This window comes from Nocardioides secundeburneus, from assembly GCF_039939255.1.
GTDB lineage: Bacteria > Actinomycetota > Actinomycetes > Propionibacteriales > Nocardioidaceae > Nocardioides.
Genome location: NZ_JBDUUE010000001.1, coordinates 264,897 through 283,123 on the forward strand (window position 1 = coordinate 264,897; position 18,227 = coordinate 283,123).

The 18,227-nt window shown below is 70.9% G+C and carries 12 protein-coding genes; 7 read left to right on the top strand and 5 right to left on the bottom strand.

Going from position 1 to position 18,227, the window contains the following annotated elements:
- Positions 1 to 58 precede the first annotated feature (58 nt).
- On the bottom strand, positions 59 to 931 hold the full coding sequence (locus tag ABFT23_RS01255; protein WP_347891976.1) for a nuclease-related domain-containing protein: 873 nt from the start codon (positions 929 to 931) through the stop codon (positions 59 to 61).
- A 267-nt stretch (positions 932 to 1,198) separates the two neighbouring features.
- Between ABFT23_RS01255 and mobF the strand changes: the two genes are divergently transcribed.
- The 6 genes from mobF to ABFT23_RS01285 all read left to right on the top strand — a co-directional run bounded on the left by mobF (position 1,199) and on the right by ABFT23_RS01285 (position 10,325).
- Complete coding sequence (gene mobF / locus ABFT23_RS01260; RefSeq protein WP_347891977.1) at positions 1,199 to 3,883, top strand: MobF family relaxase; 2,685 nt, start codon at positions 1,199 to 1,201, stop codon at positions 3,881 to 3,883.
- A 295-nt stretch (positions 3,884 to 4,178) separates the two neighbouring features.
- Positions 4,179 to 4,421 (top strand): hypothetical protein, encoded by a 243-nt coding sequence (locus ABFT23_RS01265; RefSeq protein ID WP_347891979.1) that lies wholly within the window; start codon positions 4,179 to 4,181, stop codon positions 4,419 to 4,421.
- Positions 4,414 to 4,614, top strand: a complete 201-nt coding sequence (locus ABFT23_RS01270) for a helix-turn-helix transcriptional regulator (RefSeq protein ID WP_347891981.1) — start codon at positions 4,414 to 4,416, stop codon at positions 4,612 to 4,614. The genes ABFT23_RS01265 and ABFT23_RS01270 overlap by 8 nt, the downstream gene beginning before the upstream one ends.
- Positions 4,615 to 4,724: 110 nt before the next feature.
- Positions 4,725 to 5,831, top strand: a complete 1,107-nt coding sequence (locus tag ABFT23_RS01275; RefSeq protein WP_347891982.1) for a tyrosine-type recombinase/integrase — start codon at positions 4,725 to 4,727, stop codon at positions 5,829 to 5,831.
- A gap of 1,691 nt (positions 5,832 to 7,522) precedes the next feature.
- On the top strand, positions 7,523 to 8,797 hold the full coding sequence (locus tag ABFT23_RS01280; protein ID WP_347891983.1) for a hypothetical protein: 1,275 nt from the start codon (positions 7,523 to 7,525) through the stop codon (positions 8,795 to 8,797).
- Between the two features lie 841 nt (positions 8,798 to 9,638).
- Positions 9,639 to 10,325 carry a hypothetical protein gene (locus tag ABFT23_RS01285; RefSeq protein ID WP_347891985.1) on the top strand — a complete coding sequence of 229 codons (687 nt, stop codon included), beginning with the start codon at positions 9,639 to 9,641 and terminating at the stop codon, positions 10,323 to 10,325.
- Between the two features lie 653 nt (positions 10,326 to 10,978).
- Here ABFT23_RS01285 and ABFT23_RS01290 read toward each other — a convergent pair.
- A complete protein-coding gene (locus ABFT23_RS01290) occupies positions 10,979 to 11,914 on the bottom strand; it encodes a 1,4-dihydroxy-2-naphthoyl-CoA synthase (RefSeq protein ID WP_347891987.1) in 936 nt (311 codons plus the stop codon).
- A gap of 56 nt (positions 11,915 to 11,970) precedes the next feature.
- On the opposite strand from ABFT23_RS01290, the gene ABFT23_RS01295 reads away from it, so the two are divergent.
- The gene (locus ABFT23_RS01295; protein WP_347891988.1) at positions 11,971 to 12,414 is read left to right on the top strand and encodes a nitroreductase family deazaflavin-dependent oxidoreductase; all 444 of its coding nucleotides are present in this window, start codon (positions 11,971 to 11,973) and stop codon (positions 12,412 to 12,414) included.
- Between the two features lie 23 nt (positions 12,415 to 12,437).
- Here ABFT23_RS01295 and ABFT23_RS01300 read toward each other — a convergent pair whose 3' ends face one another.
- From ABFT23_RS01300 to ABFT23_RS01310, 3 genes are read right to left on the bottom strand one after another with little or no spacing between them, the layout of a single operon-like run.
- On the bottom strand, positions 12,438 to 13,052 hold the full coding sequence (locus tag ABFT23_RS01300; protein WP_347891990.1) for an ACT domain-containing protein: 615 nt from the start codon (positions 13,050 to 13,052) through the stop codon (positions 12,438 to 12,440).
- Positions 13,053 to 13,061: 9 nt separating this feature from the next.
- The gene (recD, locus tag ABFT23_RS01305) at positions 13,062 to 14,879 is read right to left on the bottom strand and encodes an exodeoxyribonuclease V subunit alpha (RefSeq protein ID WP_347891992.1); all 1,818 of its coding nucleotides are present in this window, start codon (positions 14,877 to 14,879) and stop codon (positions 13,062 to 13,064) included.
- On the bottom strand, positions 14,876 to 18,220 hold the full coding sequence (locus tag ABFT23_RS01310) for a UvrD-helicase domain-containing protein (protein ID WP_347891993.1): 3,345 nt from the start codon (positions 18,218 to 18,220) through the stop codon (positions 14,876 to 14,878). Before ABFT23_RS01310 ends, recD begins: the two co-directional genes overlap by 4 nt.
- Positions 18,221 to 18,227 lie beyond the last annotated feature (7 nt).

Genomic DNA, 18,227 nt, shown 5'->3' on the forward strand with positions numbered 1-18,227 from the left:
CCTGGGTCCGAGCGGCACTGACGGCGAACTTGAAAACTTGGTACCGCGATGCGACGGACTACGCGGGCGGAAGCGCCGCGGCAAGGGACCGATGCAGATCTGCGACGCGCTCGATCGAGATCGCGCCCTCCGCTCGGAGCCGCGGATAGAGCTTCTTGGGCCAGCAGACGTCGACACCTCGGGTGCTGAACGACCCACCGATCAGCGGCCAGTCGGCCTCAACGAAGCAGAGCACTCCACGCACCTCGACGTCCTTGCCCGCATCACCGAGCACGCCTCGGACGACGTCGACCTGCTTGAGGACTCCGTCGACGAGTTTGGTGCAGTCGCGTCGTCCGACCATGAGCTTCTCGACGCGGGGGCGGATCAGTCCGCCCTCGACGGCCAGCGTCGGGCGGCCCTGGTACTTCTTCGCATCGATCACGTAGATGCCGTTGCGAGTCACCGCGATGTGGTCGATGTTGGCGCGGGTTCCGGGGATGCGGCGGTCGTGCAGCACTCGCAGGTGATCGTCGGCGAGCGTGTTGAGTCGGGCTCCGAGGCGCTCCTCGCCGAGTGCTCCGGTGTCCCAGGCCCTGGTCGATTGAGGGTCGTCGGTCACCGCGAGGATGAGTCCGCCGAGCCGCTTGTGATCGCTGCGGATCTTGGCCTCTCGACGTGCTTTCCGGCGCTCGAACTCGCGTCGCGCTGAGGCGCCGGCGACGCCGGAGTCGACCTCGGGAAGGGGCTCTGCTGGCGTCGGTTCGGCGCTGATTGCGACCGTTGAAGCTGGCTCGGTCGACGGCGCGGAACAGTCCAAACAGCGCACGGTTTTCGTCGCTCGTTCGTAGATCGCGGACGTCCCTTGCGCGAGCTCGGCGGCGCACTCACGGCACGCGCCGGCGTAGCGCAGACGCATCCGCTTCTCGGGGGGAACAGTGCTCTCACTCACCTCGACAACGGTAAGCGCGACGACGTCCACCTGTCCTTCGAACGACAGACCTCACCGGCGACCAGAGTCATCGAGTGTCGATCAGTGACGGAGTCGAGAACCCCAAGCCCCGTATGCGTTCCCTCTCTCTAGGAACGCTGCGGCACGCATGCTACGAAGTTCGTAGTTCGGCCCGTCCCTCTGGGACGGGCCAGCGTCATTTCAAGGCTAGTTGACGTCGAGTGACGATCATTCAGCAGACGGGGTGGACGACGAATGCATGGTGGCGTGAAGTTCTACCGCGGTGCCGCGCACGCGGCGCGAAACTACGTCGAGGCAGACCGCACGCGTGCGGATGAGTACTACCTCGCCGAGGGCACCGGGATCGCTTCGCGCTACGTCGCCGATGTGCACACCAACGAGCTCAGCGACACGTCCGAGGTCGCCGTCACCGCGGCTCAGCCGATGGACGGCGACACCTACGAGCAGTGGGTTGCCGGCTTCGATGTCACGACCGGTCTCGCGAAGGGCCGACTTCGCACGGACGAGCGCGCGTTGCGGTTCGTCGAGGTCGTCGTGAACGGACCCAAGACGTGGTCGCTCGCGGCCGCGTTGCACCCGGAGGTCGGCGCCGCGTACGACGCCGCACAGGAACGTGCAGCGGTCGAGATCATCACCTGGCTCGCCGAGCACTCGACCACTCGGGTCGGACCGCGGGGCCGACAGGTGCAAGTACCCGTGTCCCAGCTCGACGCAGCGCTCGTGCGGCACTACACGTCCCGGGCCGGTGACCCGCACCGTCACATCCATCTCCAGATCAACGCTCGCGTCCTGGCGGACGGCGCGTGGCGTGGTCTGCACTCGGTCGGGACCGTCCGGTCGATCGAGGCGATCAACGGCATCGGTCACGCCGCGGTCATGTGCGACCCCGAGTTCCGCGCCGTGCTCGCCGCGCACGGCTACTCGCTGGACGCGAGCAGCGAGGTTCGCGAGCTCGCCCCGTACGCCGGCAAGTTCTCCGCACGGGCCGAGCAGATCGCGCGCAACGTCGACCGGTACGAGGCCGACTGGCGACGCGACCACCCCGGCCACGAGCCCGGCCCGAATCTCCGCCGCTCGTGGGACCGCCGGGCGTGGGCCGAAGCGCGCCCCCACAAGGCGACCCCGACAGACGGACACGACATCGCCGCCGCGTGGATCGACGAGCTCCACGACCTCGGGTTCCGCGAGCCGCCCCGACAGCCGGCGGAAGCCTCCCGGCCGGCGTCGGCCTCGATCGGTCGGATCAACCGCGACGCCGTCACCCGGCTCGCCCTCTCGCGGCTCGGCGCGCAGGGATCGGCGTGGAACGCCGCCGACGTCCGCGGCCAGGTCGAGAACATCCTCGCGACCGTCGGCGTCATCACCGACCCCGCGGTGCGCCGCGAGCTCGCCGAAGACCTGACCGCGCGCACCGTTGCTGCATGCACCCGACTCGTCGCGGGCGACGACGTCCCCGAACACGTCCGACACCTGACGTCGGAGAAGGTGCTTGAGGTCGAGGCCGACCTCGTCGGCCGCCTCGTCACGCGAGCTGCCACACCCGGTGCTCCGGACGAGATCGCAGCCGACGTCGCCGGGGAGTACCCCGTAGGCGCCGCCTCGATCCGACTGGACGACGCCCAGCAACACGTCGTCGCGGCCCTCGCCGGTACCAGCCCGTTGGTCGTCATCGAGGGCGCAGCCGGCGCCGGGAAGACGACCACGCTCACCGTCGCGCAACAAGCCCTCCACCTACGCGGCCACGAGCTCGTCGTCGTCACGCCAACCAAGAAGGCAGCCCAGGTCGCAGCCGCCGAGCTCGGCGCACCTGCGTTCTCGGCGGCATGGCTCGTGCACCAGCACGGCTTCCGATGGGACGCCGACGGCCGCTGGGCTCGCCACGATGTCGACCCGTCACGGATCCACCTCGACGCGCGCCTGATTGCCGGGGATGTGCTCCTGGTCGACGAGGCCGGGATGCTCGACCAAGACACCGCCCGGGCCCTGTTCACCGTCGCCGACGAGGCCAGCGCCCGAATCGCGCTCGTCGGCGACCGCCACCAGCTCCCCGCCGTCGGCCGCGGCGGCGTCCTCGACCACGCCGCCAGGTGGGTCCACCCCGACAACCACCTCACCCTCGAAGCCGTTCACCGCTTCACCGACCCCGACTACGCCGACCTGTCGCTGCAGATGCGCACCGGGGCCAGACCCGGGACCGTGTTCGACACCCTCGTCCAGCGCGGGGACGTCGTCGCTCACGCCACCGACGTCGAACGCCAAGCCGCCCTCGCCCAGATCGCCGCCGCCTCCCCCGGCGACCTCGTCATTGCCGACACCCGCGAGCACGTCGCCAGCCTGAACGCCACTATCCGCGACCAGCAACCCGCGACCAGGCCCACCGACCGAGCGGTCGTGACCACCGCAGCTGGCGCGCAGATCGCCGTCGGCGACCGCGTCGCGACCCGTCGCAACGACCGCGACCTCGACGTCGCTAACCGCGACCAATGGCACGTCACCGCGATCGCCCAAAGCGGAGGAGTCACCGTGTCCGGACGAAGAGGCACCAGAACACTCCCGCGCGAGTACGCCACCGCGCACGTCGAGCTCGCCTACGCCACTACCGTGCACGGCGCCCAGGGCGAGACCGTCGATCGCGCGCACTTCGCCCTCGGCGAGACCACCACCGCGAGCTCGGCCTATGTCGCAATGACCCGCGGCCGACATGGCAACACCGCCCACCTCGTGGCCGAGACCCTGGACGACGCCCGCGCGCAGTGGATCGAGACCTTCACCCGCGACCGTGCCGACCTCGGGCCGGCCCACGCCCGCGAGGCCGCGCTCGAGGAGATCGAGCAGTACGGGCCCATCGACCCGCCGCGCCGACGTCCTCGCCCCGAGGACCTCCAGCGCACCCGACCTGCCCTCGGGCGAGGCAGCGGCATCGGCCGATGACGACCGCTCCTGAAAGTTCTCGGCCGTTCGTTGATCGCCAGGGTCTTCGTTTCGCCCTATCTGAGGTAGGAGCGGCGTCCGTCCGCTCGAGGAGGACCGCCGATGACCCGCAACGACTACCCATCCTCCGACCTGACCTCACGTGGTGTCGGTCCGAAGACGTCGGACGCCGTCCAGCGTCGCGACTTTGCAATTGGTGACGCTGCCGTGCGCATGAGGAGGGTCGAAATTCACGTGTTCAGAGGGAGGACCCATTTGAACGAGGCCAACGCTGGCCCAGCACAGGAGGCATGACATGCACGGCATCCACATCCCCGAGGAACTGCACGAGAACACGCTCCTCACCTTCGAGGAGTTCTGCGAGCTCATCCACACGCCCCAGCGCACCGTGCGCGACTGGCGTCAACGCGGGCTCGGCCCACGCTGGGCCCGCTTCAACGGCGCCGGCCGGCTGTACATCACCGTCGGCGAGGCACGCAGGTTCATCGCCGCCGCGATCGCCGACTCCCCGATGCGAAACGAGCACGACAATGCCTGACCAGGACGACGTGCTCCTGACCATCGACGAGGTCGCCGACATCGTCCGCGTCCCGGTCGCCACGCTGCGCTACTGGCGCCACCTCGGCGAAGGACCACACAGCTTCCGCGTCGGCCGCGCCGTCCGCTACTGGCGCGCGGAGGTCTTCGCCTGGCTGCACGACCAGAGCGGCCCCGGCCCGAACGCCGCGTGACGAGTTCTCCACAGCGGGCCACGCGCCGCCGTCATCCACAGGGACGGCGGCGCCGGGCCCGCGCCGGACGCCGGCGCCACACGCTGGGTTGACCTACGGAGGGAGGAACCGTGCCGGGCAGCATCGCCAAGCGAGACAACGGGAAGTGGCGCGCCCGCTATCGCGACGACAACGGCCGCGAGCACTCGCGGCACTTCGACCGCAAGGTCGACGCTCAGCGCTGGCTCGACGAGATTACCACATCGGTCGTCCGCGGCAGCTACGTCGACCCGCGGGCCGACGGCGTCACGTTCGACGAGTTCTATGCCGAGTGGTCCGCGCGGCAGATCTGGGTGCACCGCACCCGGGTCAGCGCCGACAATGCTGTCAGCACGGTGCAGTTCGGCCACCTACCGATGAGCTCGATCCGCCGCTCGCACGTCGAGACCTGGGTGAAGGCGATGACGACGACCCTCGCGCCCACCACCATCAAGACCCGCTACGTCATCATCCGCTCCGTCTTCCGCGCTGCCGTGCTCGAGCGCGTCATCTCCGACGACCCGTCCGTCGGCGTCACGCTCCCCCGCCGACGCCGAGCCGAGGCCGCCATGAGCATCCCAACCCCCGCACAGGTCGGCCTCCTCCTCGAGCATGCGGAGAGCAGGGACATCTCGATCCGCGTCGGGTTCCGCACCTACGTCGCCCTCTGCGCCTTCGCCGGCCTCCGACTCGGCGAGGCCGCAGCCGTCCAGGTCGGCGACCTCGATGCAGACCAACGTCAGCTCTCGATCAGCCGCCAAGTACAAATCGAGGGCACCGAGTCCGTCGTCCGCGGTCCCAAGTTCGGTTCCGAGCGCGTCGTCTTCATCCCCGACGAGCTCGTCGACATCCTCCGCGAACACATCGCCGCGCAGATCGGCGCCGGCCCGCGGACCGACCAATGGCTGTTCAGCATCAACGGCCAGGTCATCGCCAACAACACCGTCGGCTACTGCTGGCGCACCACCCGAGCCGCCGCCGGCCTCGACCAGGTCCGCCTCCACGACCTCCGCCACTTCTACGCCTCCGGCCTCATCGCCGAAGGCTGCGACGTCGTCACAGTCCAACGCTCGCTCGGGCACGCCGCCGCGACGACGACCCTTAATACCTACGGCCACCTCTGGCCGACCGCGGGGGACCGGACTCGCGCCGCGGCATCGCAACTGGCCAAGGCTGCGCTCAAGCCGAAATCGGATTGACGCAGTCCTTGAGGCGGAATGACGCGCTCGATCGAGCGCGCGGCCGACGGCTTGGGGCCATCAATCACCGTAAACTCGCGTCCGCCGCGCCTTGAATCTCGTAGCGGTGGCGGAGTTAAAGGCAGTACAGGGACGACCGACAACATCGGCTATCACGCGGGCTAGGGCGAGCGGTTGCGGGCCTAGCCCGGCCTCAATCTGGCCGTCTCGATTGACAATCAGGTAGCCCCTCTCGAAGAGAGCGTCGCAACCCAAGACGCATGCGAGCATGGCGGCCGATTTGAAGTCAAGCCTCTCCGCGTCGTCCAGCGTGCTCCGCGGGGCGATGTGCGCCGCTACGAGCAGGTCTGCTGGGAGTAGCCGACCGCAGATGGAGCAGACGCCGTCGCCTCGACCTTGCAGCAGGTGCCGCCGAAGATAGGGCTGTTCCCGTCGTACCTTCTGCACAGTTTGGTAGTCGGTCGAGCCTACCCGGACATCGTCGTTCACCCCGCTCCACTCATCTGGCTCGATGAGCCGGGTTCCATGCTCGTCATGGTTCGCCCGCCTTGCTCTTGCGATGCATGTGGCACATGGCGGTACGGCTGCCATCTCCGCGTCGGTCGCGACGCTGGCCGGACCACCGATCAACTCCCCATCGTCACCTCGGTGCCAGTGGAGGCAATCGGATAGATGACGCATCCTGACGGAGGCGCCGGTTGACAGTCCAGTCGCAAGATTGACCGGTTGCTTGACCCACTCAATCGTCGGCCAATCGAGGTCGATGAGTAACGGGTCGCGCAGGAGACGGAACTGTCTCTCGCTGATCTCGAGAGCCCAACCGTCCTTCACCATTATCGTTCGCGCTTGATGTCGAAGGCTGTTGTTCTCCCTCGACGCTTGCTTCGGCGGGGCGGGCGCACCTGAGAGTTCGCTAACGAGCGACTTTAGTGAGTGCGCACCTGATGAGTTGTAAAGACGGGAGCCATCACCGTGCTCCTGCGCTAGCTCCCAAAGACGCGAGTACAGCTCGTCGAGATCTAGTGTGTAGCGACCCGAATTCAGGAGAGGCGGCACAACACGATCTTAGACAAGAGATCCTGTCGCGAGTGCCGCCTCGATAGTGAAGATGAGTCAGGCCCGAACTGAGCAAGCCGGCGGAGTGACGAGCGTCCTCGAGATGCTCGGGTATGAGCAGGCGTTGCGGTTCTCAAGTGAGTCGATCTTAAGCAGTCACGCTCACCCGCCGGTCCGGCAAGTCACCGCCCCCGACGCCCGTCGGCATGGCGAAACTTCCGGGCGAGTAGAAGGCCATAGTGGCCAGCGATGTGAAGGCCCACGAAGGCCACTACGTGCTGTCGTGTCCGCGACCGAGAAGTCGTTTCCCTGCTGGTCCGGCACGTCGACGAGTGCGGCCGGGGGCGTCGCGATCGTGGGGAGGCCGACTGCGACGCCTACCCGAACAGCGTCGCCGTCGTCGACCTCGCCGATGTCGACGCGGTGCTGCCGCACCCCGACGGCGACGAGGGCGACGGCGAGCTGATCCGATGGATGGCCGACGGGCTCGCGCCGTCGCGGAGCGTGCGCCACCTGGTTCGCCGCTCGAAGATGGCCTCCCGGCTCGCCCACCATCTCGAGCGAGCCGGGAAAGTCCTTCGTCTGAGCTTTGTCGGCGTCAACTGCGATGATCAGCCCTCAATGAAGGGGGCGCCATGTCAACAGTGTTTGGGCAGCAGCCCAAGCCACGGCTGCTAGTCGTTGCGGACCAGTGGGAGGAGCCTGAGTTCGTCCAGCTACTTCAGAGCCTCGCGCCAACGGTGCGCTTCGTAACGCAGTATGAATTGGAGCACGAGGTCAATCAGCGCGAGTGGGACGCGGTTACCCTCTGGGGATGCGACAGCGATCTTGCTCCGCACCTGCACGTAGTGCAGTTCGGCGGTACGAAGACTAGCCGGATCGAAGTCTCAGACGGCAACTGGATCGGCTGCAGCGTCGACTCGCGCGAACCGTCTGGGAGCTTTTCCGCGCCAGGAGGCCACCCGCCCGGTGTCGCTCCACTTCTCGAGCAGCTCGCCGCCGAACTGCGAAAAGCGCCAACGAGCGCGGTGGCCAAATTGACCTACCAGTTCACTCAGCCCCCGGAAACTCCCTTCCTGGTCAACGCGAACGGGAACATGGTGGCCGGGTTGATCTCTCGCGGCGGCCAGGGGTCGAGCGAATGGTGGTGGCTCCCGCTCGAAGCGCCGAACCCCGAGCGGTGGGTCGCGGCAGCGCTCAGTTGGTGGCGGCACACCGACCCCAAACAATTCGAGCCAGAGGTGACCGACTGGCTGGCTGACCCGCAGTGGCAGACGGGTGCCGAGCGAGACGCATCCTCGGCCAGGATCACTCTCGAGGCTGCGTACGGCGAGGCGACACGAAAATTCGAGGCCGACCTGTCTCGCGTCGCGGCGGACTTGGTGGCCGCGTCCGATTCCGCCAAGGACGGGGGCCGGCGACTACTCACCGGCCAGGGCAACGAACTGAAGGACGAGGTCCGCGCAGCCCTGGCCGACCTAGGGTTCGGCGTCACGGACGCCGACGAGGAGCACGCGAAGAAGGGCGACCTCCTCGAGGACCTCCGCGTCGCTGACCCCGACGACCCCGGGTGGCTGGCCCTCGCCGAGGTCCGCGGGTACGGGGGCGGCGCGAAGGTCAGCGACCTGATGCGGATCGACCGCTTCGTTCTGAGATACGCGCTCGCCGAGGGCAAGCCTCCGTCGGCTCGCTGGTACGTCGTCAACCAGCTACTCAACTCCGACCCCGGCACCCGGCAGGCGCCTCTCACGTCGAACCCGGAGGAGGTCGCGGCGTTCGCGGAGTCGGGCGGGATGGTGCTCGACACCAGGGACCTGTTCCGCCTGAGGGAGGCCGTCCTGCGCGGCGACGTTGACCCGGGGGACGCGCGCGCCCGGCTCAAGCAGCCCGGGGTGTTCGCCCTCGACTAGCGCGGGAACTCAGCGTGTCCTTCGTGACCTCTACGCGCCTCCGGACGCGGCCGATCAGCCAGCCGAACTCGCCCGACGTCATCTCGGGCGCCTGGTCCAGGCGGTCTGGCGCGGCGAGCCCGCACCTGGTCGGAGGCTCGCCGCGATCTGCTGGCCGTCGCCGGCGAGGCCTACCCCGAGCTCGACGACCAGGACCCGATGGCGGCCTTCACCAGCCAGTACCTCAACACCTGGCAGCTGAGGCCCGTGCCCAGGTCGGTGCCCGGCAGCCGGTGTCCACCCAGGACGCGCGGGCGGCGCTCGCTGCCGCGGTCCCGGCCAGGGCCCCCGACGCGACCGCCGTCGAGGCTGGTTCTCGGACGGCGTCTCGGTGGCGCGCGCCTGGAACGAGGGCGGGCGCGTCGTGGTCGCCGGTCTCCGATCGGTCCCGCAGGCCGGCGCGGACGTCGTCACGGGCGAGCTGCCAGACGCCGTGCCGCGTCGGCAAGAGCCTAGTCTCCGACCCCGCGGTCATGCATGCAGGTCGGGCACGAGTCCGCGCAGGGCTCGACTAAGCAGACGGTCTCCGGCCGGACGCGCGCGCTCGGCGAGGGGTGGCTGTCGCACGACGGCGGCGACCTGCTGACCGAGCAGGTGCTGGCGGTCAGGACCCGGCTGGCGCCTGAGGGCCTCCGGCTGGTGTCGAGGGGCGCGCCGACTCGCTGAAGGCGGCCGTCTGGGCGGCCGAGGCCGCCTGCGCGATGGTCTCGACGCCGTCCTACTGATTCCCGAGACCGGCGCGGCCGGCACGGAGGACAATGGACCCCCCCGCCGGCGGGCGCCGCGGGCGCGAGAGGAAACGATGAGGAACAAGACGGCCGCCGTGCTCGCGGCCTTGGCGGTGCTGGTGGCGACGCTGTCCGCCGCGCCGGCGCCGGCCGAGACGACGCGCGCGAAGAAGTACGGGTCGTGCGCCAAGCTCCGCGCCGACTTCCCCAGAGGAATCGCGAAGACCGGCGCGGCCGCCGCCGCCCAGACCCGGTCCGGCTTCCACCGCCCAGCCGTCAGATCCGGCGTCTACAAGAAGAACCGCCGCCTCGACCCCGACCGGGACCGGACGGCGTGCGAGGTCAGGAGGCCGCGGCCGCCGGCACCGGTCGACCCGTGGCTCCACCTCGACGCGCGGTCGATGCCACCCCTCGACGTCATGGACTTCGAGACCGGGACGTCGCTGGATGTCGACGGGTTCGAGTTCTTCGAGCACGATGACTCCTACGTCGAGGAGCGGCCCAGGCTCTCGGGGTCGCAGCAGGCCTCCGGGTTCGGCGGTGAGTACTTCACCGACGCCCCGCTGGTCGCCGGCCAGGCGTACGACTTCGCTCTCACGGTCGACACGCCTGCGCACTGGCACTGCTCGATCTACGACCCCGACGGGTGCAGTTGGAACGAGGCGACCCGCGACGAACTCAAGTGGCGGTTCACTTACTCGGCCGAGAGCGGCGTGATCAAGCAGGCCTCCAGGGTCGGCTGGAGGCGCATGTACCGCTGATCTCAGCGGCGGGGTACGCCCGCGTAGTTCCAGCGGCATCTTCGTGACTGGCCAGGGTCGGCTGCCTACTTCGCCGCACCAGGGAGCGCCAGTCCAGAACGCCCCGGACCACGTCCAGCGGGTATTCGGCCTCGTCATCCAGGCGGCCGAGGAGCGCTCGCTGTGAGCGCACACCGACGGGAGCTAAGTTCGTCGTCGCACCATGATTCGACGTTTGCCTTCCGCGGCCGCGCAAATCACACCTCGACCTCGTGCCCGAGTCGGCACGTGCCCCGCATTGGGGTCCGATCCTCACTGCCGCCCAGAAGCCGAACGACGTCGTACTCGACCTCCACGGTCTCAACACGGCCGCACTTCGGACAGTGCCTCTCCTCGAGCTTCGCCACGCGCATCTCCCGATCCTATTGGTCCGAGGTAAACCAATCGCCGACGCCGACGCCGACTGCACGTGCGGGCATCCTGCAAGCGTCGCCTTCCCGTCGGTGTGCAGTTCTCCACACACTGCGCCAGAGCGATCGCGCAAGGGCAACGACAGTCAAGCCCGTCGGTCGGGCTCACCGAAAGCTCGACGACGCCGGGAGGCCGCTCAAGTTGCGGACCGTCTGCGGACCGGTAGGGCTGCTTAAGGCTCTGACCTGCGGAAACAGGCCGATTCAGTAATACCAGGGGTACTCACTCCAGTCCGGGTCGCGCTTCTCGAGGAACTGGTCGCGCCCCTCGGCGGCCTCGTCGGTCATGTAGGCGAGGCGGGTGGTCTCGCCGGCGAAGATCTGCTGGCCGACGAGGCCGTCGTCGATGGCGTTGAAGGCGTACTTGAGCATCCGCTGCGCGGTCGGCGACTTGCCGTTGATCAGCCGGCCCCACTCCAGGGCGGTGGCCTCGAGCTCGGCGTGCGGGACGGCGCGGTTGACGGTGCCCATGCGGACGCCGTCGTCGGCGGAGTACTCCTGGCCGAGGAAGAAGATCTCGCGGGCGAACTTCTGGCCGACCTGACGGGCGAGGTAGGCGGAGCCGAAGCCGCCGTCGAAGGAGCCGACGTCGGCGTCGGTCTGCTTGAAGCGGGCCTCCTCGGCCGAGGCGAGGGTGAGGTCGCAGACGACGTGGAGCGAGTGTCCGCCGCCGGCGGCCCAGCCGGGGACGACGCAGATGACGACCTTGGGCATGAACCGGATGAGGCGCTGGCACTCCAGGATGTGGAGGCGGCCGAGCTTGGCCCGGTCGATCGGGTTGGGCGGGGCGCCGTCGTCGTCGTGGCCGGGGGTCTCGTACTCGTAGCCGGCGCGGCCGCGGATGCGCTGGTCGCCGCCGGTGCAGAAGGCCCACTTGCCGTTCTTCGCACTCGGGCCGTTGCCGGTGAGGATGACGCAGCCGACGTCGGCCGAGGTGCGGGCGTGCTCGAGGGTGCGGAGCAGCTCGTCGACCGTGTGCGGACGGAACGCGTTGAGCACGTCGGGCCGATCGAAGGCGATGCGTACCGTGCCGTGCGCCTTCGCGCGGTGGTAGGTGATGTCGGTCAGGTCGTCGAAGCCGGGGACGACGTCCCAGGCGTCGGCGTCGAACGTCTCGGACACACCCTCGATGGCGCTCATGACAGGCACCGTAGCGGGTGAGGAACACGCGCCCGCGAGGTGCTGTTGTGGGCGACATGACTCTCGAAGGCGAGTACGAGCCCAGCCCCAGCCAGTGGGTCCGCGAGCAGGTGGAGACCTACGAGGCCACCGGTGGCCGCGAGGCCAACACCCTCCAGGGCCACCCCGAGTGGCCCATCGTCGTGATCACCTCGCGCGGCGCGAAATCCGGCAAGCTGCGCAAGAACCCGGTGATGCGGGTCGAGAAGGACGGCGTGTACGCCGCCGTCGCCAGCAAGGGCGGCGACCCCGAGCACCCCGTCTGGTACCACAACTTCCTGGCCCACCCGGAGGTCGACCTGCAGGACGGGCCGGAGCCGCACACCTACCGCGCCCGCGTCGCCGAGGGCGAGGAGCGTGCCGAGTGGTGGGAGCGCTGCGTGGCGCAGTACGCGCCCTACGCGGAGTACCAGGAGAAGACCGACCGCGAGATCCCGGTCTTCCTGCTCGAGCGGATCTGAGCGGGTCTGATCGGATCTGAGCGCTACCCGCGGCTGATCGACTGGGCGAGGCTGGCGAGGTGGCCCAGCCGGGCCACCTCCGACTCGAGGAACTCGGGCCCGCCCCGACGGGCGACCAGCAGCACCTCGTTGCCGTCGATGCGAGCACCGGCGTAGAGCGTCTCGCCGTCGCCGTCCTCGCCGTCGAGCTCAAGGCGCTCGGCGCGCTCGAGCTCGACGAACTCGAGCTCGGACGGCGCCGCGCCGGTCGCGTGGGTGATGCCCTTGCCGCGGTGCACGCGGGCGGCCCAGTCGACGCGGAACGTGCGCGGCACGAGGTCGACCAGCCGGTCGAGCGCCTCGGCCGGCTCGGCGGTCAGCTCCTCGACGGCCTCGAGGTCGAGCACCAGACCGCCGGATGCGTAGCGGCTGATCCAGACGACGCGGACGCCGTCGAGGCCGTTGCACGCCGAGACGATCGAGTCAGGCATGATGCCCGGCTCGGTGTCGAGCAGGACGTCGTCGAGAGCCGTGCCGTCGAGCCGCTTCTCGACGATCTCGATGGCCTCGATGTCACCTCCCGCATGACCGATCGCGGTCGCGAGTCGACCGAGGGAGCCGGGGACGTCCGGCAGCTCGACGCGCAGCAGGTAGGGCACTGCTCGACCCTAACCGGACCGCGTTTCGGCGCCGTGACGCTCGTCCGTCGTGCGGGCACCGGCGAGTCGGCCCGCGAGCCCCGAGGCCCGCTGCGCCTGCTGCCGGACGGCGGCCCGGACGGACGCCTCGGACCCCACCACGCGCACGTGCTGCTGGGCCCGGGTGACCGCGGTGTAGAACAGCTCGCGGGTGAGCAGCCGTGACGTCTCGTCGGGCAGCAGCACCGTGACCCGCTCGGCCTGGCTGCCCTGGCTCTTGTGGATGGTCATCGCGTGCATGGTGTCGACGGCGTCGAGCCGGCCCGGCGCGTAGTCGCGCAGCCGGTCGGCGTCGGCGGCGCCCGAGGCGCCAGCGATCCAGACCCGCAGCCGGCCGTCGCCGCCGGCCACCGCGACGCCGGTCTCGCCGTTGTAGACGTCGAGGGCGTAGTCGTTGGTGGTGACCAGCACCGGCCGGCCGACGTACCACTCGCCGTAGATCGGCTGCTCGGTGCGCTCGACCAGCCACCGCTCGACCTGCCGGTTCCAGTGCCGGACGCCGTAGGGCCCCTCGCGGTGGGCGCACAGCAGCCGGTGGCCGTCGAGCGCGTCGAGCGCCGCGGCGGCGTCGCCCCGCTCGGCCGCCACCCGGACGGCGAGCGCGGCCGTGACCGCGTCGTGGTGCAGCGCGGCGGCGGCGTCGTCGACGCCGGCCGTCTCGACGAACTCGACCTCGCGACCGCCGCGGCGCAGCACGGAGACGACGTCGGCGGCGTCGCCGGCGCGCAGCGCCTCGGCGAGCGCCTTGATGTCCTCGGTGGAACGGTGGTTGGTGGTCAGCGACACCACCGGCGACGACGAGGAGCCCTCGAACCCGGCGACGATGTCGGCGAGCACGGCGCCGGCGCCGACCGGGGTGAGCTGGTGGCGGTCGCCGACGAGCACGAGGCGTGCCTCAGGCCGCACCGCCTCGAGCAGCCGACCCATCATCGTCAGCTCGACCATGGAGCACTCGTCGACGACGACGAGGTCGTACTTGAGGCGGTTGGTGCGGTGGTGCACGAACCTGGTCGCGTTGTCGCGCCGCCACCCGAGCAGCCGGTGCAGGGTGAGCGACTCGGGCCGGCCGACGAGCTCGCGGTCGGCGGCGTCCAGGCCGTCGAGCTCGCCGAGGACGGCCTCCTGCAGCCGGGTGGCCGCCTTGCCGGTGGGCGCGGCGAGCACGTAGGTGAACCGCTCGCCGCGGGCGCGGGCCTGGTCGGCCAGCAGCACCAGCAGCCGCGCGACCGTGGTCGTCTTGCCGGTGCCGGGGCCGCCGGTGAGCACCGTGGTGGACTGGCGACACGCGCGCTCGGTGGCCGTGCGCTGCTCGGCACTGAAGTGGCCGCGTTGCACGCGCTCGAGCGCCGCGGCGAGCGCGCGCTCGTCGACCTCGCGGGCGCCGACCCGGGCGAGGAGGTCGTCGCAGACCTGCGACTCGAGCCGGTGGTAGCGGTCGAGGTAGACGAGCGTGCCCTCGACCCGGACCGCCCCGGCGGTCACCAACGGCGACGCCGCGAGGGCCGCGGCCCACGCCACGGCGTCGGGCCACGGCAGGTCGCCGGCGAGCTCGGGCACGGTCGTGATGTCGATGCACACCGACCCGTGCCGCACCCCTCGGACGGCGAGCGCCACCGCGAGCAGCACGCTCTCGTCGGTCTCGCCGCCGAGGTCGCCGACCCGGGCCGCGACGTGCACGTCGCCCGCCTCGAGCACGCCGGCCTCGTTGAAGGTCTCGAGCAGTCCGGCGGCCCCGGCCGCGAGACGGCGGTCGTGGCCGGGCCACGGCTCGATGATCGGCTGGGTCATGCGACCACCCCGTCGAGCAGGTCGGAGACGGCCTCGAGCAGCGCGGACGGCGGGCGCCACAAGAACACCCCGCACGGGACGCCGTCGACGACCGGGGTGTCGGGGCCGCACATGCCGCGCAGGTAGAGGTAGAGCACGCCGCCGAGGTGCTGCTCGGGGTCGTAGCCGGGTTGGCGCCAGCGCAGGAACCGGTGGAGCACGACGGCGTAGAGCAGGGCCTGGAGCGGGTAGTCGGAATGGCCCATCGCCGCGTCGAGCGCCTCGGGCCGGTAGGCGTGCGAGGTGAGCGGCTCGTGCTCGTCGAACGGCCCGAGCCAGTTGGTCTTGTAGTCGACGATCAGGTAGCGAGAGCTCGACGCCGGGCCCGTGCGCAGCACGAGGTCGACCGAGCCGGTGAGGTAGCCGCGCAGGCTCTGCTCGCCGAGGGCGGGGACGGCGAGCGCGTCGGCGTAGGAGAGCACGGGGTCGCCGGCGGGCAGGTGGGCGCGCAGCAACGGTGCGAGGTCGCCCAGCACGACCCCGCCCTCGCCGGAGCGCGGCGCGTGGTCGCCCCCGGAGAGCGGCAGCTCGAAGTCGAGCTCGCGCAGCCGGTCGCGCAGCGGGATCCGGCGCAGCGTGAGGTCGTCGACGGCCGGGCCGAGCGGCGAGTCGCACACGGCCACCAGGGCGTCGACGAGCTCGTCGCGGTCGAGGTCGACCGGCCACCGCTCGAGCTGCTCGTCGACGTGGGTCAGCAGCTCGGCCCGCAGGTCGGGCGCCTCGGGGTCGGCGTGCTCGAGGACGGCGTGCACGAGCGAGCCGAACGTGGCGCCAACGGGCAGGTGGGCCATCGGCGAGACGACGGCACCGGACGCCGCACCGGCCGACTCGGCTAGCGCGGTGACCTCCTCGTCGTCCTTCGGCGTCTGCTCGGGCTCGCTGCCGACGGCGGGCGTGGGCCCGGACTCGACGTTGCTCAGCGCGGAGTAGGAGGTGCGGCGCCAGGTGGTGTCGACCTCGCGGTCGAAGGCGCGCACCGAGAGGGGTCCGACCGAGGGCAACGCCGGGTCGGGCCCCGGGTCGGCGTGCAGCGCGGCCTCGGGGGCCGGGCCGCCCCGCGCGGCCCAGGCACCGAAGAGCGCGACGACGTCGTCGTCGGAGGGGACGGCGGGCAGGTCGGGCACGTCGGTCTCGCCCTGGGGGCGCAGGAGCAGCCGGTGCAGCGGCGAGGCGACGGCGTTCTTGGTGGGCGCCCACCAGCACACCACCTGCGACTGCGCACGGGTGATGGCCACGTAGAGCAGCCGGAGCCACTCGCCGGCCTCCTCGTCGCTCCAGCGGCTCACGTGGTCGCTCCAGTGCGGGCCGGCGCCGCCGACGTCGAGGCAGCGGTGGCCCTCGGCGTCGTGGAAGAGCGGGCGGGTGGGCCGGGGCACGAACCGGTCGCCGAGCGAGGGCAGGTAGACGACGGGGTACTGCAGGCCCTTGCTGGCGTGGATGGTGACGAGCTGGACGGCGGCGGCGTCGGAGTCGAGCCGGCGCGTGCGCTCGGTGCCGCGACCGGCTCGGCCCTCGAGCACCTGCTCGCGCAGCCAGGCGAGCAGCGAGACGAGACCGAGCCGCTCGGACTGCGCGACCTCGTGCAGCGCCTCGCCGATGTGACGGACGTCGGTGAGCCGGCGCTCGCCGCCGACCTCGGCCAGCACGCGCGCGGGCAGCCCGGACGCCGACGCCGCCTCGAGCACGGCCGCGACCCCGCGGCGCTCGACCAGCTCGACCCAGCGCCGCAGCGTCTCGGCGACCCGGTCGGTGAGCCGGTCGCCGCCGTCGACGAGGTCGGCCGCGGTGTGCCCGACGAAGCAGGTGAGCGCGGCGGCCCGCACCCGGGCGCTGCGGTGCGGCTGCTCGAGCGCCTCGAGCAGCGTGAGCCACTCGACGGCGGCCGCGGTGGCGAAGACCGAGCCGCCCCCGGCGATGACGGCCGGCACGCCGACGTCGAGCAGCGCCTGCTGCGAGGCCGCGAGGTCGGCGTGGCGGTAGCAGATGACGGCGACGTCGCGCGGCTCGAGCGGGGCGGCGTCGAAGGTGGGCCGCGCCGCCAGCAGCCGCCGGACGTCGAGCGCCAGGTCGCGGGCGACGTGGGTGCGCACGTCGGCCACCGGCAGCGACGAGCGCCGCCCCTTGCCGAAGGTGTCGCGGCGGACGACGCGCAGCCGCAACGGCGCGGGCGACGGCGCCCCGACGAGGCGGGACTCGTCGTGGTGGGCGGTGACCGGCCGGACGACGATGCGGTCGTGGCCCAGGCGCGCCCCGGCGAGCAGCTCCTGGAAGCCGGCGAGCAGGCCGGCGTCGCTGCGCCAGTTGACCCCGAGGGTCTGTCGGGTCGTGGCGGTCTCGGCGGCCGCGAGGTAGGTGGCGACGTCGCCGCCGCGGAAGGCGTAGATGGCCTGCTTGGGGTCGCCGATGAGCACCATCGTCGCGACCCCGCTGAACGCCCGGTCGAGCACCTGCCACTGCACGGGGTCGGTGTCTTGGAACTCGTCGACGAGCACGATCGACCACCGCGCGCGCATGCGCACCCGGGCCGGCGAGTCGTCACCGTCGAGGGCGTGGGCGAGCTGGCTGAGGAGGTCGTCGTAGGACAGGATGCCGAGCTGTCGCTTGCGGGCCTCGACCTCGGCGCGCACCGTGAGCGCGAACGCCACCTTGCGGCCGGCGATCGTGCCGCGGTCGGCGTCGGCGGGCTCGAGGCGGGCCTGCGGGTCGTAGACGGCGGCGCGGGCGATGGCCATCGCCTCGGCGTGGGTGAACGCCGGGCCGCCCTCGGCGAAGGCGAAGGCGCGCAGGTAGAGGTCGTCGACGACCTCGCGCACGAGGTCGTCGAGGTCTTCGACCAGCCGGGCCCGGGAGTCGGTGTCGCCGGCGACGCCGAGCGAGGCCAGCACCAGCGAGCAGAACTGGTGGGTGGTGGCGATGGTGGCGGCGTCGAAGCCGGCGAGAGCCTCGACCACGCGCCGATGACGACGGGCGCGCTCGGCGTCGTCGACGTGCAGCAGCAGCATGAGCAGCTCGGACCGGCCGACCGCCTCGGCGAGCGCGGGGTCGGGGTCGCCGGCCAGCACCCGCTCGGCCTCGACCAGCTGGGCGCGCACCCGCTCGCGCAGCTCCTGGCTGGCCGCCCGGCCGAAGGTGACGACGAGCATCTCGTCGAGCGTGGCGACGCCCTCGGCGACGTAGCGGGTGACGAGCGCGCCGATGGTCCACGTCTTGCCGGTGCCGGCGCTCGCCTCGAGCAGGGTGGTACCGACCGTCGGCAACGGGCCGGCGATGTCGAAGGGCTGCATCTCGTCGACGGTGCTCACAGCGTTC